Origin of the sequence: Alteromonas sp. Cnat2-8 (assembly GCF_022348355.1) — a bacterium.
GTDB classification, from domain to species: Bacteria; Pseudomonadota; Gammaproteobacteria; order Enterobacterales; family Alteromonadaceae; genus Alteromonas; species Alteromonas macleodii.
The window spans coordinates 379,237-400,345 of the sequence record NZ_JAKREX010000005.1 but is presented as its reverse complement, the minus strand read 5'-3'; the positions used below and the strand labels follow the sequence as shown (position 1 = coordinate 400,345).

Sequence of the window (21,109 nt, the reverse complement as noted above, 5' to 3'; positions counted from 1 at the left end):
TCTACGCTGTCACTGATTTAGCATTTAGTGCATGGCGCACCTGAAGGGTAACGTCATTTTGTACCACGGGCTTGGCAAGAAAATCGGCCATGCCCGCATTGCTACAATTAGTTTTATCTTCAGGCGTTGTATTTGCCGTTACAGCCACAATACGACCGTGTTTGGGCAATAAGTTTTCTTGGACAATAATCTTAGTAGCACTTACCCCATCGAGCACTGGCATAGCGCAATCCATAAAAATAATGTCGTATTTTTTAGCTCGGGCCATTTGAACGGCCACTTCGCCATTTTCGGCTTCATCTGGAAGGTAATTAAACTTCTCTAGCATGGATGCAAGCACGAAACGGTTTATATCGTTGTCATCAACAACCAAAACGTTAAGAGGAACGCTAAGCAGGTCTGAAGAGAGGACAACGTCACTCTGCTTTTCTTTATCTAAAACTGCCATTTCTACAGGTATAGCAATATCGAAACAGGAGCCTTTCCCTGCGCTTGAGCGCACTTCAAGCTCGCCATCCATTTTGCCAACAAGTTGATTGACGATAGACAACCCTAAACCGTTTCCATTTAACTCTTCAGAGGCACTGGCAGTATCGTTTTGAAATGGTCTAAAAATACGTGACAATATTTCATCACTCATGCCCACACCAGTGTCTTCAATTGACGCAAGTAAGATAGGCACATCGCCTTGGTGCTTTAACGTGACTTGCACCGAAATATACCCTTTCGGCGTAAATTTAACCGCGTTCGATAGTAAATTTGTAATGACTTGACTGATTCGGGCGGCATCTCCGTGAACATAAGTGTTTTCGTCAAAAGACAGCACCGCGTAAAGCCTTACGCCTTTCTCTGCACATTTTGTTTTAAATACATCCAGGATATCCTCAATTAACGAACGCGCACAAAAATCGCTATATTTTAGTGAGAATTCGCCGTTAATGATGGAGGTGTAATCCAAAACATCGTTTATAAGAGACAATAAGCGGTCTGCGCTATGAAGCGCCACATCCGCTTTGCGCATTCGCACATTTTCTTTATTTTCGAACTTGAGCGCCTGCAGCATGCCGGTAATGCCATTAAGCGGCGTCTTTAACTCGTGGCTTATACGGGATAACAACATGCCACGTTCTTTAGACGCAGCTTCGGCTTCTCTTCTTCTCTCATCCAATTCGAGTCTAAGTTGCACCGACTTGTTTACGTTTTGGCAAGTCCCAAACAAACGAATACACTTTCCGTGCTTCATCTCAGCCATGCCGTGGGTTTCTATCCAAACTGAATTACCTTTGGCGGAGACAAGTTCAAGCGTTGCACTCCACGGTTCACCCGTAGCGACCGTGTGAGAGACAATGCGGTTTATCTCATCTCTATCAAACCCCTCTTTGTAGAAGTTGATAGCTGTTTCTAATGTGGGGACAAAGTCTTCTGAGACTTCGTGAATAAGCCGAGTTTGTGAAGACCAGCTAAGTGCATTAGTGGTCAAATCAACTTCCCATGTGCCTATGTTCGCTACACTTTGTAACTTTTCGTACAACGTGTTTTGATTGGTCTCTGCTTTTTCGAGATGAAACTTATCCAACATCACGCTCAGGCAATCGTCTAACAGCGACAGCTTGTCGAGGTTTACCGACTGTTCCGGGCACGCATTAATAAAGACTAAGCAGACTTGGCTTCCATCTAGGGTATGAACACGGCCTCGGATGTATTTTTCGGCATTAAAATAAGTAGAAAACCATTGTTTAAATGCAGTAGAACACTTAGCGCTGTTTACAGGGAAACAGTTGTCTACAGGCACACAGGTAGAGAAAGAAGGGACCGACTTAAAGTTGGGTGCATACGCCGACGAAGCTTTAACCAATATATTAACTGTCTCTTCGTCCAGCTGTAAAAGTAAACCTTGAAACACGCCAAACGAATCGCAGCCTCGCTGTACCAAACTGGTTAGCGATGCCTTCAACTGGTGTTCCAGTTTCACATTCAAACTCGATTGTTCGTCAAAATAAACCATGGTTCGCTACCCAAGCGTAAAGACCACAAGATTCTTGCCGCCTTGCTCGATTCGTGCACAGCGGCCCCGCATTTATAATGATAGCTCGGGATTTGAATACGGGATATTAAACAATAGGCTAGAAATTCTATTTTTATGATGGGATATTGGGCGGTGGCCTCAGCCCTTGGCTTGGTTTCGCCCTAATTCTTTTGCTTCAAACAGTGAAATGTCAGCGTCTTCTATAAGCGCAGCCACATCGTCTTCAACCACATCCGTAGCTTTCCAAACTGCAAAGCCTGCACTTATTGATACGCGATTTTCTATCCCTTTACCATGTGGAATTCTTGCATTGGCGACAGCCTCAACAAGCTGATGTGCCACTAGCTTTGTGCCCTGATGGTCGATATAGGGGAGGACGACTAAAAACTCTTCGCCGCCAAAGCGAATAACAGCATCTTTCGGCCGTTTAACCGTATCCGATACAATTTGCGCCACTTTTTGAAGACAAATATCGCCTTCGAGATGCCCGTACGTATCGTTGAAAAGCTTAAAATAATCGATGTCGATCATTATTGCTCCAACCGTACCTTTGTCTCTCGCAACTTGCTTAATCAGTAACGGAATTTCGTTGGTTAAGTACATACGATTGTACAAACCCGTTAGCTGATCGTGAAATGTCATCATTTCAAGGAATTCGGTGCGAAGCTTATTCTGCAGATGTGTTTTGATGCGATGCGTTAACGTAGAAGCGTTAACCGGTTTCATGACAAAATCTGACGCCCCTACTTCCCAGCACGCATTTTCACTCTCAATATCCATTGTAGACGTAACGAAAATGACGGGGATATGATTCGTTTCGGGCGAGGCTTTTAAAGCGGTACAAACATCTAACCCACTAATGTCTGGCATGTTCATGTCAAGCAGGACTAGGTCAGGAAGGTTTGCCTCGCAGTAGGATATGGCTTCTTCTCCTGACTCGGCTGTAGCACAGGTAAACACCGACTCTAGGATGGATTCAAGCAGCATACGACTCATCGGCTCATCGTCCACAATAAGTACGTTACACTCTGCGTAGGGTTTTATTTCTTTTCGATTCATCGGGTACTTTTATTATTACTACACCAAGGTGACCATTCTCGCTTGCGTTGTTTCTACTTTTACAATATCAAAGTAATAACAACGTTTTACGCAAGTCTAACACCTTACATCTAAATTTGTATCGAAAAGTCAGCTAGTTTGCTTCCAAGTAGGTATGGTTTGAAAGACAAGGTTATAAAGAAGAGACTATCGATTAGCACTCTACTCAGCATCCTGTGAACTTTACGCAACTTGGCAATCATCGATGAACTTTGTGAAGAAATCCGCCATCGCCATAGGGCGACACATAAAATACCCCTGCCCTAAGTGACACCCAAGTGCTTTGAGCGCGGCAAAATGAGATTGTGTCTCTATACCTTCGGCAACAATGGTTAACTCTAAACTTAATGCTAAATGCACTATTGCCGTTACGATATCATGTGCCTGCTGCTCTTTATCCATATCAATAACAAAAGAGCGATCTATCTTAAGCACATTCAATGGGAACTGACGCAAATAAGAGAGACTTGAATAGCCCGTACCAAAATCATCCAACGCAATAGTAACGCCCAATGAAGCCAAGTCGTTCAGGATATCTCGGGTTTGTTCAAAGTCGTGCATTAGGGCTGATTCTGTTACCTCCAATTCTATAGACGACGCGGCGATACCCGCTTCGTTGATAATTTCAGCAACTTCTTTTGCGAAGCCTGGGTTTGAAAGCTGTTTAGCAGCTACGTTTACCGCCACTTTGAAGCCTTGCCCCAATTCGTTGCATTTAGCGACAAACTCACAGCTTTTTTGCAACACTTGCTTTCCTAGCTGATGTATTAGCCCAGTCTCTTCTGCCAGTGGGATAAACTCATCAGGTCCAATAACTTTACCATTTTCGTCGAACATTCTGACTAAGCTTTCCGCACTTAATACTGTGCTATCGTCAAAGTTATATTTTGGCTGTAGATAAATGGCTAAACTGTCGTTCTCGATAGCATTTCTAAGCTTTATCTCCATCTCCACACGATGATGCATGGCATGCTGCAGGTCTTTTGAAAAGAAACTGAAAGTGTCTTTGCCTTTTGATTTAGAGCGGTACATGGCTGAGTCTGCATGGCGCATCATCTCTTCTGCATTAACAGCATCTTGGGGATAAAGGCTAATTCCAATGCTTAAGCTAAGTTGATGGGCCTTACCGTCTATATCAATGGGCTCTCTGCCCGCCTGTAAACACGCCATAGCAATACTGTCTGCACTGTAGCCTGAACCAATTTCAGTAAGTAAGCAGGCAAACTCATCGCCACCCACGCGGGCCAGCGTAGCGCTTTCTCCAACAACCTTAGCAAGGCGCTTTGCAATCGACGCAATAATATAATCACCGACTTGATGCCCCAGGCTGTCATTGAGGTACTTGAAATTGTCGATATCAATTAACAATAACGCTATGCTTTGCTTAGAGGTAAAACAACGAGTGATAGCCTGAACAATTCTATCGTGCAGCAGCACTCGGTTTGGCAAGCCCGTGAGCTGATCATGATTGGTTAAATGTGTCATCTTCACTGCCATTTCAATGGCTTCTGACACATCTTGGAAAACGATAACCGCGCCAGAAAGCTGGCCATCCTCATCAATAATCGGTGACGCTGTATCTTCTACCCTGAATACTTGATTGTGTCGGCTTACCAGCGTGGCGTTATAAGACATAGCTACCGGACGCATCACTTCTAGTGCGTAAAGAGCGGGGTTTAAAAGACGCTCATTTGTCGAGGCATCTCTTAAATTCATAACCTCATCGATAGGTTTGCCAAGGGCTTCCGTTTCACTATAACCGGTTAACCTTTGCGCTACCGGGTTAATAAAAGTTACATCCCCTGCTGCGTTAATTGAAATAACGCCGTCAGCTATAGATTTGAGAGTAATAGCAAGCTGCTTTTTCTCTGCTTCTAATTCGTGATTAACACGAGCAAGCTTCGTTTTTTGGTCCTGAATAGTGAGATGATTTCTAACTCGCATCTGGCACAACCCAATATCAATGGGCTTGGATATAAAGTCTATGGCACCTAACGACAATGCCACATGTTCATTTTCCGGATCGCTATGGGAAGTGACAAAGATTACTGGAATAGCTGCCGTTTCTGGACACGCTTTTAACTGCTTGCAGACCTCAAAGCCAGATAGCTCAGGCATGCTTATATCTAGAACAACCAAATCAGGAAGTTGTGCTTTTATCACCGAAAACGCATTCGCGCTTTGCGAGACCGTAACAACCTTTGCTAGAGATTCTACTGCACTTTCTAATAACAAGAGTGTTGTTGGTTCATCGTCAATGATGACTACTTTCTGTGTCTCATTATCCATGAGAAATTCCACACCATGTAACAAATATCAGAATAAGTATCGCCCGAGATACGTAAAAAAAAATTAGTCTTTAGTCTAGGTTTTGCTGGTTTATAAACCGCAGTATGCTATGCCACTAAACTTGCTATTTCTTGATTAGAACATGTATTGTACACTGGCATAACGCTTCAATTACGGTGGCACATATGGACACATCTAACTCAAACGATACGCCCACTCGAGAACAATTATGGAACCGCGATGCTGCAATAAGCAGGTTGGGTGGAAATGAGGGGTTATTGAACCGTATTGTTGAAATGTTCCTCGCGCAAATAGAACAAAAACAACAAGCACTTCAAAGTGCTGCGACCGCATTAGATGTTGAAGCCGTTAGATTCAACAGTCATGCTATGAAAGGTGTGTCGGGCGATGTAGGTGCCGATGCCATTCGGGAAAAGGCATCGTCTATTGAAAACAAAGCCAAGCAAGACGATTTAAGCGAAATCGTTCAAGACATCACGGAATTAGACAATTTGATTAAGCAAACTATTGCAGTCATGCAATCGTAAAATCACATTAGCTTCTCGCATTAATCGCCAGAAGCTAACGCGACTATCTTCCACTCCTCACCTTGCTAGGGCCTGTTGACCTTTGTTGTACATTTTTGCAGCGGTCTGTGTGCCATCTAGACAAGGCGAATGTTTGACGGTTTAGTGGTTCTAAATCGAGAACATTCAACGCAGTATAGATGGCACAAAGGCGCTGCCCGAAGGGGTCGTTATGGAAGCCTTTTACTCTTTGTCACAGTCCTTTAACTTAGCCCGCTAGGCTTGCAGGACTGTTTCGCGATTAAAAGGCTTCCATTTAGACCAAAATTCGTACACCAAAAGTCAACAGGCCCTAGGCTGAAAGAACCTTTTCAACAAGCTGGTTTTTCTGCTCCTGCGGCAAAAAACTTGCCTTAAAGCTATTTGCTACCAACGTACGAACTGTTTTTTCATCAATACCCAGCGACTGGTGCAACGCTTCAAAATTGTCATTTAAGAAGCCACCAAAATACGTAGGATCATCAGAGTTAACCGTGACCAGAAGCCCAGCATCAAGCAGCTGGACAATATTGTGGTCTTTCATGTCATCAATTACGCAAAGCTTGAGATTGCTCAACGGGCAAACAGTGAGTGGAATTTGTCTTTCTTTCAAGAGATCCATAAGCGCCTCGTCTTCTTGGCAGCGCACACCGTGGTCTATACGATCAACGTCTAATAGCTCGATTGCTTCCCAAATGTAAGATGCCGGTCCTTCTTCTCCAGCATGGGCGACAATTTTAAATCCCAGAGCTTTGGCTTTTTTGAAAACACGTTCGAACTTTGATGGCGGATGCCCAAGTTCGGAGCTGTCTAACCCTACCGCCGTGATGTGCTCGTAGTAGGGCTCTGCTGCAGAAAGCGTATCGAAAGCAGCATCTTCAGGCAAATGGCGAAGAAAAGACATGATTAAATAGCTACTGATACCGTATTCATCTTTTGCTTTTTCCATCGCCTTCAAAAAGCCTGGCATGAAAACATCGAAACCTATGTCACGCTCTGTATGGGTTTGCGGATCAAACATAATTTCTGTGTGGACGATATTGTCCTCATGACACCGCGTTAAGTATTCCCACATTAAGGCAAAGAAATCATCCTCATCGCGAAGCACGCCCGCCCCTGCATAATATAAGTCAAGGAAGCTTTGTAGATCTTCAAAGTTATACGCCGCTTCTATCTCTTCCACGCTAGCATAAGGAAGTGATACACTGTGCTTTTCAGCTAGGCGCCACATAAGTTCAGGCGTTAAGCTACCTTCTATATGCAGATGCAGTTCGGCCTTTGGAATGTTTTTAATTATTGATGACAGCGACATGGCCCCTCACTTATTTGCACCACAACAATGCAATGGCATTTAATTGGTGCGTAATAGTTTATCTTTAATGCTATCTGTAAACGAGTTCTATTGCTCATTTAGGTTTTGTTTGCGGTTTTTTTGACTTCATCTATGTTGATTACTAACCGTTTGGCTGGCTTTGTGCTGCCTGGCTAGTGACCTTGAGTCACGCAATGGCTATTAATTAGTCATTGTACTGAAAAGTAAGTTAGCACAAAACACACCAACAAGTTGACTAATTGGTCAGTTTATTGCTTTCAACGCACAAAACACACAATGAAATACTAACAGAGAACTCTTGATGTCCAACAACGTAATCGAACGGCTATTTAAGCTGCAGGAACACGGAACAACAGTAAGAACAGAGATCATTGCAGGACTTACTACGTTCGCAGCCATGTCTTATATACTCGTGGTGAACCCAGGTATTCTTGGGTTAAGTGGCATGCCCGTAGAGGGCCTAATTACAGTGACAGCAATAGCGGCGTGTATTGGCACTTTAATGATGGCGCTAATGACTAACTACCCTATTGCGTTGGCCCCAGGCATGGGCTTGAACGCCTTTTTCGCGTTTACCATTTGTCTTGGTCGTGAAATCCCATGGGAAGCAGCGCTTGGTATTGTTTTCTGGAACGGCATTCTCTTTTTACTCCTTTCTCTCACCGGAGTTCGAACCAAAATAGCCGAGTCTATACCTCCTTCTCTCAAAATCGGCGTGCAGTGTGGCATAGGTTTGTTCATTGCCTTTATCGGCCTTAAAAATGCGGGGCTGATTGTTGATAATCCTGCAACCTTCGTACAGCTTGGCGACCTTTCTGAGCCAGCAGTAATGTTAGCGCTCATCGGCATTATCTTTACTATCGTTCTTATGGTGAAACGCGTTACAGGCGCTATCTTAATCTCTATCGTAACACTCACCTTAATTGGTGCTTTTATCCCCACTGAAAACGGTACCTTAACTGCAACGCCTTCTGCTGTAGTTGGCATGCCAGAATCTATTTCAAACACTTTTATGGCAATGGACTTTTGGTACCCAATTGATCACCTTGCTGAAACGTGGGACCTCATTTTCGCACTTATGTTTGTGAACATGTTCGATACCATTGGCACCTTAATCGGCGTATCTCGAAAAGCCAATCTACTTACTCCCGAAGGCAAGCTACCGAAAATTGGCTCAGCAATGACAGCCGATGCATCAGCGAGTATTGCTGGCGCATTAGTGGGTACATCTCCAGTAACTAGCTATGTGGAGTCCGCTACGGGCGTATCGGCGGGCGGCAGAACCGGGCTTACCGCAGTAGTGGTTTCTGTCTGCTTCTTACTCTCGCTATTTTTAACACCGCTAATGAAAGTTATCCCGCTAATGGCCACTACGCCAGCGCTATTGATGGTAGGTATTTTAATGATGGAATCGATTCGACAGGTTGATTTCGACGACTTAGGTGCGTTAGCCACTGCTTCTGTTGCACTTATCGCCATGCCGCTCACATTCAGCATTAGCGAAGGCATTGCCCTTGGTTTTATTACTTATGTTGGCATTAAGGTAGGTACGGGAAAATTTAAAGAAGTAACACCGCTCACTTATGCACTGGCGATTGTTTTCTTATTACGATACTTATTGGATTTAAAATAATTCAACGGCGCTTATTGCGTGCCTGTAAGTTAACGCTTTAGATACAAAAAAGGTGGCTTTCAACGCCACCTTTCCTTTTTAAATTAAGCAAGTAAACAGGATATCGTTTACTTCAGCCCATCATAAGTGAAGGTAACAGCTTTATCACCCATAAAAACGATTTTTACGTGCTTACTGTCTTCATTGCCCCATGTACATGCCATGGTACCCATTGTTTTTCCGCAGTTGTCAGCTGAACCCAGAATTGCTTCAACTTCGTCCTGAGACATACCCATTTCTAATTTATCGTAGTTTTCTTTAGTCAGCTTTGAGCATGCTGTCAGCGCTAGCGCCCCAAGGGCAATAATGGCTAGTTTTGTTTTCATGGTTTTGTCCTTTATTAAGTGAAGGCGATAGCGCTCCATTTGTTTCACTTTCGTCTCTTCACTTTACTGTACTTCAAATATAGTAGGCGTACTGTAAACGCTACGTACGCGGCTTGTCACCACCATCTTTAGGATGAAGCTCCAACCAGTGACGGGCAATTTGCTCTCGTGTCGCTAGCCATACTTTATCATGAGACTTAACGTACTCGATAAAGCGCTTAAGTGCGGCGAGTCGAGCAGGCCTGCCTATAATACGATTGTGAAGGCCGATAGATAGCATCTTAGGCGCTTCTTCTCCTTCTTCATACAACACGTCAAACGCATCTTTTAAGTAGGTGAAAAACTGTTCCCCACTGTTGAAGCCCTGAGGCGTGGCAAAGCGCATATCATTGGTGTCTAATGTGTACGGCACCATTAATAACGGCTTGCTGTAATGGCAGTCGTAGTAAGGTAAGTCGTCAGCATATGAATCGGCGCAATATAAGATATCGTCGCGCTCTGCAATCAACTTCAGCGTATTCGGACTCGTTCTTCCTGTATACCAACCTACAGGTTTACTGCCCGTTAACTGCTCATGAAGAATAATCGCCTCATCAATTTGTTTACGCTCTTGCTCTTCGTCCATGTCTTGATAATGCACCCAGCGCATGGCGTGGCTGGCGATTTCCCAACCTGAATCCATCATGGCTTTTACGGCGTCAGGGTGTCGTTGCATAGCCATAGTGACGCCAAACACAGTAACGGGAATGTCGTATTTATTAAGCAAACGGTGTAAACGCCAAAACCCTGCACGACTGCCGTATTCGTAAATAGACTCCATGCTGAGGTGGCGATCTTTATACGCTTGTGCGCCGATAATTTCCGATAGGAATATTTCTGACGCCTCGTCACCATGAAGCACGCAATTTTCGCCACCTTCCTCGTAATTTAATACGAACTGAATCGCGATTTTTGCGTCGCCCGGCCACTTTGCGTGAGGTACATGTTGACCGTAACCAACCAGATCACGAGGGTAAACAGACTCTGTCATGCTACACCTCGAAGTTTTCTGGCACAGATAACCCACAGCCACCGAGCACGAGTTTTACCACTTGTTTTGTAGCGTCTTCAAAATCTGATTTTGTCATCTTTTTACCGCGTAGACGGGTTATTTGCGCAGAGAAGTCAGCATAGTGCTGGGTACTCGCCCAGATTGTGTAAAGCAAGTATTCACCTTCAACAGGTGGCAGTTTGCCGGCCGTTACCCATGCATCAATAACCGCAAGTCGCCCTTTCATCCAAAGCGCATGCTCTTCATCAAAGTAGCCACTTAAGTTTTGTGCACCATTGATAATTTCCATCGCAAAGATCTTAGAGGCCATTGGATGCGTTCGCGACACTTCCATTTTCTCGGCGATATAATTGGCGAGTACCTCGGCTGGGTCGTCTTCTACAGTGGCTTTATCAAAACGTGAGTTCCACAGCGAGAGGGTTTCTTCTAGTACCGCTACGTAGAGCTCTTGTTTTGTTTTGAAATAATACAAAACGTTAGTCTTAGGAAGTCCTGCTTCATCAGCAATTTTTTGTACTGCTGTGCCTTTGAAGCCAAACTGTGCAAAACATTTTTCAGCGGCTTGGAGTATTTTTCTTCTGTTCATAGCGCCAACGCCAGCGTCAGCACTTTTTACCTTCATCATTATTATTAAAATTCCTTTGCAATCTACTTTGCAAGCGCACGGGCAGTATAAATGCTGCATGCCTTTTCGATAGGTTAGCATTTATTGCCGACGAGTTGCTATGCTCTTATAGATCATACATACCCTATGCAGGGAGTGTTAACCATACTAAAACACGAATTACGCGAATAGTTCAAAACCTTGCACGAATCTTGCCTTATTCTTTATTAACAAATCGACGTAGTGCTTAGCAAAAGAAAAATAGAAAGGTATCACTTCTTTTTTTCCAATCAAATTTGCGCAAAATCATGGCCTTTTAGAACTCGGCCTTTTTTTATAAGCAATAAATTGACCAAATGGTCTACTTTTATTGAAAAAATACAGCTATATTAATGAATACAAGAATGAATATAACAAGAAGGTGTGAGTATGATTCGCTTTCTAATAAATAACGATGTCGTTGAATTAAATGAAGCGCGGGCCGACCTCACCCTTCTACAATTTATTCGCGAACATCGCAAAAAAACAGGCACAAAAGAAGGCTGTGCAGCAGGAGACTGCGGTGCATGTACCGTAGTACTTGTGGAACCAGCCTCTTCAAATAGCGCTGCAGAACTTAATTATCGAACAGTGAATAGCTGCATCACGCTAATGAGTGCAGTTCATGGGAAGCAGCTTTTATTTGTTGAGCATTTGAACGATGGTAAACACTTACACCCCGTACAGCAGGCGTTAGTTGATCACCATGGTTCTCAGTGTGGCTTCTGCACACCTGGTTTTATCATGTCGATGTTTGCCTTATATCACAGCAATACAAAACCAAATCGCGACGATGTGCTGCACGCTTTATCAGGCAACTTATGTCGCTGCACAGGCTACCGCCCTATTATCGATGCTACGATGGAGGTGTGCGAACAAACACCTGTTGATCAATTCACTGCACGCCAAGCTGCCACCCTTTCTACATTACTGTCATTATCTGGTGAGAAACCCACTGGTACGGGCAATATCCATACGCCAACGTCTCGCGAAGAACTGAAGACTCTGATTCAAGCGCATCCAGCTGCACAGCTAGTCGCTGGCAGCACGGATTTAAGCCTTCAGTTCACGCAACAGCTAAAAGATGTAGAAACGCTTATCAGTGTGACGCATATTGATGCACTAAAACAATGCACCAAAAGCGAGCATTCTCTTATTCTTGGTGCAGCTGTACCGCTAAATGATGCGGCACCTTTATTACTAAATGCATTTCCGCAAGTGGCTGAGCTTGTTACCCGATTTGCCTCGTTGCCTATCCGCAATCAGGCTACCATTGGCGGTAACGTGGCTAACGCTTCCCCTATTGGTGATATGCCACCGTTACTACTCGCGTTGAATGCCATACTGCATTTAGATAACGGCGAGAGCGTTCGTATGATCCCAATTAGCACATTCTTCACAGGCTATCGCGAGACCATGCTGGCGAAAGATGAATGGATAAGTGCAATAGAAATACCATTGAAACAGCCCAATCAAGCATTAGCTGCATATAAAATATCGAAACGATTTGAAGATGATATTTCTGCAGTATGCGCCGTATTTAATGTCACACTCGACAACGGCAAAGTAGAAGCCATTAGCAGTGGCTTTGGTGGTGTAGCAGCAGTTCCGTCAACCTGCAATGCGTTAGAAAACGTTTTGAAAGGTAAGCAGTTCGCTAGCAACGAATGTTTAACGTTGGGCAAACAAGTCTTATTCGATGCATTTTCACCTATCGATGATGTGCGCGCTACAGCCCAATACCGTAAAACTGTTTTAGCTAACCTGTGGCATCGCTTCTGGTTAGAAAACCAAACAGCAAACCAATTTGAAACACGGGTGGTGCAGCATGCGTAAGTTAATTGATGCCCCTAATTCACTGCAACAAAACGACAAGCAAAGTGTCGTTCACGTATCTAAAAAGCACGAGAGCGCAACACGCCAAGTACAAGGCAGTGCCAACTATGTTGACGATGTTATTGAACCTCAAGGCACTCTTTATGCTGCCGTTGGTGTAAGCCAATGCGCAAAAGGTACAATTAACTCGATAAATCTTGACGCTGTTCGCCAAAGTGAAGGCGTTGTAGATGTGGTTACGATTGACGACGTGCCTGGCCATAAAGATATTGGACCTGTGTTCGAAGGCGATCCGTTACTTGCTAATGGCGAAATCAAATTCTTCGGTCAGCCTGTATTTGCAGTGCTTGCCACTTCGGTAAACCTTGCCCGACAAGCTGCGCTAAAAGGGAAAGTAGAGGTGAGTGAAGCCAAACCTATACTTAATGCCGAAGCTGCCCACCAGCAGCAAACGTTTGTGCGTCCCCTACATCGGTTCGGCCAACATACTGACCGCGTTGAAAGTACATTTGAAAAAGCGATCCACCAAGCACATGGCACGCTCAGTATTGGTGGACAGGAACATATGTACTTAGAAGGACAAGTGAGCCTTGCGATCCCTGATGAAGAAGATCGCATGAAAATCTATACGTCTAGTCAACATCCCAGTGAGGTACAAAAACTCGTTGCCGAAGTGCTCGATGTAAAATTGCACCGTGTAATGGTAGACATGCGACGTATGGGCGGCGGCTTTGGCGGAAAAGAAACGCAAGCCGCGCAATGGGCCTGTATAGCGGCTCTACTGGCATCGCGCAATCAATGTGCGGTTAAGCTTCGCTTACCACGCTTCACCGATATGCATGTTACTGGCAAACGTCACCCGTTCGAAAACGAGTTCGACGTGGCCTTTGACGAGACAGGTAAAATTGAAGCCACCCGCATGACAATCAATGGTATTTGTGGGCACTCGCCTGATTTATCTGACGCCATTGTCGATAGAGCCATGTTCCATGCGGACAATGGTTATTTCTTAGGTGATAGCGACATTGTTGGCCACAGATTGCAAACCAATATGGTATCGCACACCGCTTATCGAGGCTTTGGCGGACCGCAAGGTATGATTATGGCTGAAGCCGTGATTGATAAAATTGCCCGTGCTATTGGCAGCGACCCCCTATCGGTAAGAAAACGTAATTTATACGGCCCCACGACAGGTAGTTTTACCCCCTACGGAATGAAGGTAGAACATAACCTTCTGCCCGATATGATTGCCGAGCTAGAAGAAACCGCTCAGTATTGGCAGCGCCGTGAAGCTATTGCAGCGTTTAACCGCGAAAGCCCGGTGATTAAGAAAGGTTTAGCGCTAACGCCTGTTAAGTTTGGCATTTCATTTACCGCGAAGCATTTAAACCAAGCTGGCGCTTTGGTGCACATTTATACTGATGGTAGTATTCAGGTGAACCATGGTGGTACTGAAATGGGCCAAGGGCTTCACACCAAAATAGGCCAAATTGCAGCCAATGAATTTGGACTAGATTTGGATATGATTGAAGTCACAGCCACACGCACTGACAAAGTACCTAACACTTCACCAACAGCAGCTTCAAGCGGCACTGACTTAAATGGAAAAGCCGTACAAAATGCATGTATTACGCTAAAAGCCCGTTTGGCCGAGTGCTTTGCCAAAAGCTTAGGTCTAGAGGACCGCGCTGGCGACGTCCTATTCATTAATGAGCACGTGGTATTGGATGAGCACAAAATTACCTTTACCGAGCTTGTGCAGAAAGCGTATTTTGCTCGTGTATCTTTGTCTTCAAGCGGTTTCTACAAAACCCCAAAATTACAGTATAACCGCGACACCGGTGAAGGCCGTCCGTTTTTCTATTTTGCCTATGGCGTCTCAATGAGCGAAGTCTCTGTCGATACACTTACCGGTGAATATACGGTAGATAAAGTTAACGTACTCCACGATGTTGGCAACAGTCTTAACCCTGCCATTGATATTGGCCAAATAGAAGGCGCGTTTATTCAAGGTATGGGTTGGCTTACCACAGAAGACCTTAAATGGAATGAAGCGGGTAAGCTGATAAGTGAAAATATGGCGACCTATAAAATTCCAGCTATTGGCGATACGCCAAAAGAGTTTAATGTGAAGCTGTTTGGTAGAAAGAACGCTGAAGACAGCATTTACCACTCAAAAGCGGTTGGCGAGCCACCATTTATGCTGGCTATTTCAGTGTGGTGCGCCCTTAAAGACGCCATATCTAGCCTATCTGGCTACACAGTTGATCCGCAGCTAGATACACCAGCCACACCAGAACGGGTGTTAAATGCAGTAAGTGCTATGCAGCAGTCGTCCAGTCGAGGCGGTGTTTTATGACACTCACGGCAGCAACGTCATCTCGCGCGCCCCAATCATTTCGTGCAACAAACTGGCATGAGGGAATAGCCGAATGCCAAGCGCGTAATGAAGGCTATGTGCTTGTGACTGTGGTTGGCACTGCAGGCTCTACGCCTCGTGAACCCGGTAGTAAAATGGTGGTTACCGCTTCACAAAGCATCGATACCATTGGCGGCGGGCACCTTGAGTTTGATGCCATTGCCCGCGCACGAGAGTACCTTGCAAAAGGCGAAGCATGCACTGAACTTCACAGCTACCCGTTAAGCAGTTCTTTAGGACAGTGCTGCGGCGGCGCAGTAAAGGTGCTATTTGACGTGTGTAACGTTCATCAGCAGCACATCGCCATTTTTGGTGCTGGCCATGTTGCAAAAGCATTGGTGCCTATTTTGGCTCAATTGCCTGTACGCATTTCGTGGATAGACAGTCGCGAGGAACTGTTTCCATCGTCTTTGCCAGCCAACGTGCACAAAGTCGTGGAAGAAGCACCAGAGAGCGAAGTTAGACACCTTGATGAGAACAGTTGGCTGATTATACTCACCCACGATCATCAATTGGACTATCGCATTACAGAGCAGGCGTTAAAGCAACCTTCCCTCCCCTTTGTTGGGTTAATTGGTTCAGACACCAAAGCAAAGCGCTTTATTACCAAGCTGACTCAACGTGGGTTTGACGACAACGCGCTGGCAAGGCTATTTACGCCAATAGGTAACCGAGATATCCCTGGCAAGCAACCAATTGAAGTCGCCGTTTCTATATCTGCGCAAATTATCGAGCGTCTTCATGTAAAAGAAGTAACGGCAGGCAACAGTAACAAAGACAGTGAGAAACCCGCTACAGCGTTTCACAAAGAAAAGGACACCACCAGTGACACTTAAAGAATTAAATACGCTAAGCGCTGAAGAGGCGTCTTCTTGGTTTGAGCAATGCTGCGCGGCGAAAACCTGGGTTTATCAAATGGTAAAAGCGCGCCCCTACAGCGACAAGAATGCACTTGTTAATCAAGCGAAGAGCGCGTGGGCCAAGTGCAGTGATGACGACTACCTTGAAGCTTTTACGGCACACCCCATGATTGGTGACGTTGATTCGTTGCGCAAAAAGTTTGCAAATACTAAAGCCATTGCTGCGGGCGAGCAGTCGGGTACAGCCAGCGCGTCCGAGGCCGTTTTACACCAGTTAAAAGAAGCCAATCACGCCTATTTAGACAAGCATGGGTTTATCTTTATTATTTGTGCCACCGGTCTTTCTGCGCAGACTATGTTAGAAGCATTACAAGCTAGGCTACCCAATACCACACAGCAAGAGATTACCAATGCTGCTGCAGAGCAAATAAAGATAACCCTATTGCGTATTAACAAAGCGCTGGATTAACCCCCCGTATTTTCAAAAATATGGTCAATACGCATTGAATAGTTTTTAAGGAAAACAGTATGAATACGCTTTCTAGCCACGTACTCGACACTACATTAGGTAAGCCAGCACAAGGCATTGCCCTTACACTTACACTACCTGACGGTAGCACCCTTTCGGGTGAAACGGATAATGACGGGCGTTTTAACAACTGGGGCGTTGAAGACGGTTTTGCCGCAGGCGTTTATACCCTGCGCTTTCACTGCAAGCCTTACCTTGTAGAAACGCATGGCAAAAGTTTCTACCCACACATTGATATTACATTTGAACTTGATGAGAATGGCGGTCATTACCATGTGCCACTTCTAATCTCTCCATTCGGTTTCAGCAGCTACAGGGGCAGCTAACAAACATGCAGCTTTTTCGTGCAAGCATTGCGCACTTTCCTAACCAAACTACACAGTTCGATAATGACATCGCTATATTCAAAGACGGTGGTTTGTTAGTAGACAATAAAGAAATAAAAGACATTGGCACATTTGAAGAGATAGCAAAGCGCTACCCGGCTGCCACTGTGACAGATTTTTCAGGCAAGTGGATTTTGCCAGGTTTAATAGACAGCCACCTGCATTATCCGCAAACACAGAGCATAGCTCATTATGGCGAGCAGCTGTTGAGCTGGCTTGAAAACTATACGTTTCCCACAGAAATGCAGTTTGCTGACAGTGAACACGCTAAAACCATTGCTAACGTATTTTTGCGCCAATTGCTAAAGAACGGTACTACCACAGGTTTTGTTTTTACTACGGTTCATAAAAGCAGTAGCCACGCATTATTTAGTGCAGCAAGCGAAATTGATATGGCAATTGTGGCCGGTAAAGTATGTATGGACAGGAATTGCCCTAGTGCGCTTAATGACTGCGCCGACACAGCACAAGCTGACAGTGCAGAATTAATCGAAGCTTGGCATAACAAGGGCCGCAACCGCTATGCGCTAACGCCCCGTTTTGCGCCAACCAGTACTGAAGCTCAGCTTGCTGCATTAGGGGAACTTGCCAAGCAGTATCCCGACGTTTTCATTCAAACACACTTGTCTGAGAACTTAGACGAGATTGCATGGGTGAAGAGCTTATTCCCTAAAGCGGACGGCTATTTAGATGTATATGACACCTACAGCCTTGTGCGTGAACGTGCGGTGTTTGGCCATGGCATTCACCTTACGCCTAACGAATGGGCGCGCTTAGGCGAAAGCGGCGCTACGGTGGCCTTCTGTCCTACATCTAACCTGTTTTTAGGAAGTGGCCTTTTTGATATGACCGCAGCGCGTGCTAACAAGGTCCATGTGGCTATGGCCACCGATGTGGGTGCAGGCACTACGTTTAACATGTTTAAAACTTACGGCGATGCATACAAGGTTAGTCAATTGCGCAGCGAGCCCATCAGCCCGTTAGAAGGCTTTTATCTTATGACCCAAGGCGCGGCCGTAGCTCATGCGCTTGATCATGAAATAGGCAACTTAAACCCAGGCACCACTGCTGACTTTATCGTTGTTGAGCCTAGGTTTGACGAATTGACACAATTGAGAATAAAAGAAGACGCGGACTTTGACGATGTGTTTTTTGCCTTGAGTATTTTAGGTGATGACCGCGCTATCGACCAAACGTGGATAAGCGGCACCTGCCGCTATAAAAAAGAACATCATTAATAACAGGCTGCTGTAGGGCCTTTTGGCCCTAAATAAGGAGAACAATAATGCCGTGGCTAGATTGGATAAGTTTATTTGTACGTTGGTTCCACGTTGTAGCGGGTGTAGCGTGGATTGGCGCGTCGTTTTACTTCATTTGGTTGGATAACAATCTACGCACGCCACCTAAATGGAAACAGGACAAAGGTATCAAAGGCGACTTATGGGCTATTCACGGTGGCGGCTTTTATGAGGTCGCAAAATACGCCTATGGCCCAGAGAAAATGCCAGAAACACTGCACTGGTTTAAATGGGAAGCCTATACCACGTGGTTATCGGGCTTCGCACTACTCATAATTGTTTATTACTTTGGTGCTAGCGCTTATCTTATCGACCCTTCGGTAAACGCCATGTCACCGACCACGGCAATATCTTTAGGTTTAGGCCTAATCTTTGGCGGACTAGCCTTATACGAATTTGCGTGTCGTAGCCCATTGGCAAAATATCCACTTGCCTTTGGTATTGGATTAGTCGCGCTTGTTTGTATTGTCAGCTACCTGTCTACCCAGTGGTTTAGCGGTCGCGGTGCCTATATTCACGTTGGTGCGCTTATTGGCACTATCATGGCAGGGAATGTCTTTTTCAACATCATGCCGAATCAGCGCAAAATGGTAGCAGCTGTAGCCGATAAGAAAGATATTGATCCTAATTGGGGGGCGAGCGCTAAATTGCGTTCGGTACACAATAACTACTTTACGCTGCCACTGCTGTTTATCATGATTTCAAATCATTACCCCATGACGTATCAACACCCGCAAAATTGGCTGGTACTCATTGCGATAATGGCCGCTGCCGCTTGGATACGTCATTTCTTTAACTTGCGTCATGTGGGCACCACTAAACCTGGTATTTTAGTGTCTGGCGCAGTCGCCATGCTAGCAATCGCCCTATGGGTGTCATGGCCACAGTCGCCATCACATACATCGAATGAAGGACATGAAGATGTGACCCTTGTCGATGAAGTAGGTAAAAAAGTAACGGCTAACAATGCAGTCGCCCAAGCGCGTTCTGAAGTAAGCAATGAGCGAGTAGTAAGCTTAATTACGACCCATTGTGTGGGTTGCCACTCGCGCACGCCAACCGACGATATCTTTAAAGTCGCGCCTTTAGGCGTAGTATTAGATACATGGGAAGATATTGAAAGGTTTGCTCCACAAGTGGTTCGAAGAACCACTGTGACCAAAGACATGCCATTTTTAAATAAGACAAAAATGACAGAAAAAGAGCGTCAGGAAATAGCGAGCTGGTTCGCTCAAAGACAAAAATAAAATGGCGAAAGCGATGTAGATATCGAGTCTCAGAAATAGCTATCTACATCGCTTTATCAATCGCGGTTAAAACTTGCTGATAACGCTTTTTTCCGTACATTACCTCATCGGCCTTATCTAGCCATTCCTGCACCGTTTCAATCCCTTCGCTCCACTCAACCCAGCCAACACTGAAGCCAATTGGTACTACCTTATTGCCATCTACATTAACTTCAAAGTCGCTTTGGGCAACCCTATTAAAAAAAGCTTCCGTTTCCTTTTCACCCGTGCCATAGAGCAAGATGACAAATTCATCTCCTCCAATACGACCGAATCTATCACTATCACGCAGCAAACTACTCATTCTTTCAGAGAACTCAACAAGCGCCTTGTCTCCTACCTTGTGACCATATTTATCGTTAATTTCTTTGAATTTGTTTAAGTCTATATAAACAAGCGTTGACGTTTGTTGGCCACGATCCATACGAGAAATTTCGTCACTTAACTGGCTAAATATCTCTCTCCTATTGGCAAGTCCAGTGAGCGAGTCGGTTTTCGACAGGTGCTCTAATTTAGTAACGGCGCTCATCAGAGCTTGTTGCTGCGTTTTCTCTCTTGTTATGTCGTCGGCTGTACCTAAAATAAGCGACTGCATTTCACGGTCGTCAAATATCAAGCTTCCGCGATCGTGAAGGTACTTCACTTCGCCTTTCGAGTCGTATATACGATATTGAATATCCCAATTCTGCAAAGGGCGTTGACTGAACAGTTTTAACACCCGTGCTTTATCATCTTCATGTACATGATCAATAAAGCTCATAGGGTTACAGTAAAGTTCGTACTCGTTGCGACCGAATATGTTTGAATAGCCATCGTTAACGTATTGCAGTTTAGACAAGTCTGGCGTCGCCACCCATATAAACGTTCTATCAGAAAATGCGCTAACAATTTTGCTAAACAAGGCATCAACTTGAAAGAGCTCAGACTGGATGCGCTTTTTCTCGTCGATATCTTCCACAATAGAAATAAAATAGTCTGGGTTGCCGCGCTGATCTCTTACTAAAGACACTGTTAACTTCGCCCAAACTTGCTCGCCATCGCGCCTTACATATCGCTTTTCAATCGCATAGTCATCGATATCACCTGCCATCAGGCGCTCTAAGTAACTTAGATCTTCATCAAGATAATCTGGCGCAGTTAATTCTTGAAAGGTTAACGTCGTTAGTTCTTCATCAGAATATCCTAAAAAATCACACAGTCGCTTATTTACACGTATAAAGCTTCCATCCACGCTTACGTGAGCGAGCCCAACAGGACAAAAGTGAAAAGTTTTTTCAAACATAGGGCATCGCCCCGTTCGGTAATTGCATTCCGTCGCCTCAAGAGGTGGCACTCAAAGGATAATGAGCACCCTTTTATACTTTAGTATAAGTCATTATAGATTAACTTTTTTCATTCGCTAAAAAATGCATCTAAGAAAAAGGCTTAGATAGCGTCTAACTGCGACATAGCGGTAAAAGGCATTTGATGGTGGAGATTGCTTTTCACCTG

The 21,109-nt window shown here is 44.8% G+C and carries 17 protein-coding genes; 9 read left to right on the top strand and 8 right to left on the bottom strand.

The genetic code is table 11. The annotated features are described in order from the left end of the window. Position 1 precedes the first annotated feature (1 nt). The 3 genes from MHN00_RS15350 to MHN00_RS15340 all read right to left on the bottom strand — a co-directional run bounded on the left by MHN00_RS15350 (position 2) and on the right by MHN00_RS15340 (position 5,413). Entirely contained in the window at positions 2–2,005 is a 2,004-nt protein-coding gene (locus MHN00_RS15350) for an ATP-binding protein (RefSeq protein WP_039227188.1), read from the bottom strand. Positions 2,006–2,164: 159 nt separating this feature from the next. Continuing rightward, the gene (locus MHN00_RS15345; RefSeq protein ID WP_110287935.1) at positions 2,165–3,085 is read right to left on the bottom strand and encodes a diguanylate cyclase; all 921 of its coding nucleotides are present in this window, start codon (positions 3,083–3,085) and stop codon (positions 2,165–2,167) included. Between the two features lie 222 nt (positions 3,086–3,307). Continuing rightward, on the bottom strand, positions 3,308–5,413 hold the full coding sequence (locus MHN00_RS15340) for an EAL domain-containing protein (protein ID WP_239301656.1): 2,106 nt from the start codon (positions 5,411–5,413) through the stop codon (positions 3,308–3,310). Positions 5,414–5,598: 185 nt separating this feature from the next. Here MHN00_RS15340 and MHN00_RS15335 point away from each other — a divergent pair, with 185 nt between their 5' ends. Beyond that, positions 5,599–5,961: an Hpt domain-containing protein gene (locus MHN00_RS15335; protein ID WP_039227191.1), complete on the top strand. Its 363-nt coding sequence runs from the start codon at positions 5,599–5,601 to the stop codon at positions 5,959–5,961. Positions 5,962–6,292: 331 nt separating this feature from the next. On the opposite strand, the gene MHN00_RS15330 is transcribed toward MHN00_RS15335, so the two are convergent. Beyond that, on the bottom strand, positions 6,293–7,291 hold the full coding sequence (locus tag MHN00_RS15330; RefSeq protein ID WP_239301655.1) for an adenosine deaminase: 999 nt from the start codon (positions 7,289–7,291) through the stop codon (positions 6,293–6,295). A 322-nt stretch (positions 7,292–7,613) separates the two neighbouring features. Between MHN00_RS15330 and MHN00_RS15325 the strand changes: the two genes are divergently transcribed. Further along, positions 7,614–8,945, top strand: coding sequence for an NCS2 family permease (locus MHN00_RS15325; RefSeq protein WP_014949076.1), 1,332 nt, complete (start codon positions 7,614–7,616; stop codon positions 8,943–8,945). Between the two features lie 107 nt (positions 8,946–9,052). Here the strand turns inward: MHN00_RS15325 and MHN00_RS15320 are convergent, their stop codons facing one another. The 3 genes from MHN00_RS15320 to MHN00_RS15310 form a co-directional block, all read right to left on the bottom strand. Further along, the gene (locus MHN00_RS15320) at positions 9,053–9,310 is read right to left on the bottom strand and encodes a hypothetical protein (RefSeq protein WP_014949075.1); all 258 of its coding nucleotides are present in this window, start codon (positions 9,308–9,310) and stop codon (positions 9,053–9,055) included. Positions 9,311–9,410: 100 nt separating this feature from the next. Next, the gene (puuE, locus tag MHN00_RS15315) at positions 9,411–10,340 is read right to left on the bottom strand and encodes an allantoinase PuuE (RefSeq protein WP_075176335.1); all 930 of its coding nucleotides are present in this window, start codon (positions 10,338–10,340) and stop codon (positions 9,411–9,413) included. 1 nt (position 10,341) lies between these two features. Continuing rightward, positions 10,342–10,986 (bottom strand): TetR/AcrR family transcriptional regulator, encoded by a 645-nt coding sequence (locus MHN00_RS15310; protein ID WP_239301654.1) that lies wholly within the window; start codon positions 10,984–10,986, stop codon positions 10,342–10,344. Between the two features lie 408 nt (positions 10,987–11,394). Here MHN00_RS15310 and xdhA point away from each other — a divergent pair, with 408 nt between their 5' ends. Genes xdhA through MHN00_RS15275 form a run of 7 tightly spaced genes read left to right on the top strand, consistent with a single transcriptional unit; the run spans position 11,395 to position 19,579 of the window. Beyond that, positions 11,395–12,840, top strand: a complete 1,446-nt coding sequence (gene xdhA / locus MHN00_RS15305; protein WP_239301653.1) for a xanthine dehydrogenase small subunit — start codon at positions 11,395–11,397, stop codon at positions 12,838–12,840. Further along, the gene (gene xdhB, locus MHN00_RS15300) at positions 12,833–15,199 is read left to right on the top strand and encodes a xanthine dehydrogenase molybdopterin binding subunit (protein ID WP_239301652.1); all 2,367 of its coding nucleotides are present in this window, start codon (positions 12,833–12,835) and stop codon (positions 15,197–15,199) included. Before xdhA ends, xdhB begins: the two co-directional genes overlap by 8 nt. Further along, a complete protein-coding gene (gene xdhC, locus MHN00_RS15295; RefSeq protein ID WP_239301651.1) occupies positions 15,196–16,095 on the top strand; it encodes a xanthine dehydrogenase accessory protein XdhC in 900 nt (299 codons plus the stop codon). The genes xdhB and xdhC overlap by 4 nt, the downstream gene beginning before the upstream one ends. Continuing rightward, positions 16,085–16,588 carry a 2-oxo-4-hydroxy-4-carboxy-5-ureidoimidazoline decarboxylase gene (gene uraD / locus MHN00_RS15290; RefSeq protein WP_239301650.1) on the top strand — a complete coding sequence of 168 codons (504 nt, stop codon included), beginning with the start codon at positions 16,085–16,087 and terminating at the stop codon, positions 16,586–16,588. The genes xdhC and uraD overlap by 11 nt, the downstream gene beginning before the upstream one ends. A 59-nt stretch (positions 16,589–16,647) precedes the next feature. Then, a complete protein-coding gene (gene uraH, locus MHN00_RS15285; RefSeq protein WP_014976192.1) occupies positions 16,648–16,974 on the top strand; it encodes a hydroxyisourate hydrolase in 327 nt (108 codons plus the stop codon). A 5-nt stretch (positions 16,975–16,979) separates the two neighbouring features. Beyond that, a complete protein-coding gene (gene guaD / locus MHN00_RS15280) occupies positions 16,980–18,272 on the top strand; it encodes a guanine deaminase (RefSeq protein WP_049588801.1) in 1,293 nt (430 codons plus the stop codon). A 47-nt stretch (positions 18,273–18,319) separates the two neighbouring features. Further along, positions 18,320–19,579 (top strand): urate hydroxylase PuuD, encoded by a 1,260-nt coding sequence (locus tag MHN00_RS15275; protein WP_239301649.1) that lies wholly within the window; start codon positions 18,320–18,322, stop codon positions 19,577–19,579. A 43-nt stretch (positions 19,580–19,622) separates the two neighbouring features. Here MHN00_RS15275 and MHN00_RS15270 read toward each other — a convergent pair whose 3' ends face one another. After that, positions 19,623–20,900, bottom strand: a complete 1,278-nt coding sequence (locus MHN00_RS15270) for a diguanylate cyclase (RefSeq protein ID WP_110287928.1) — start codon at positions 20,898–20,900, stop codon at positions 19,623–19,625. Positions 20,901–21,109 lie beyond the last annotated feature (209 nt).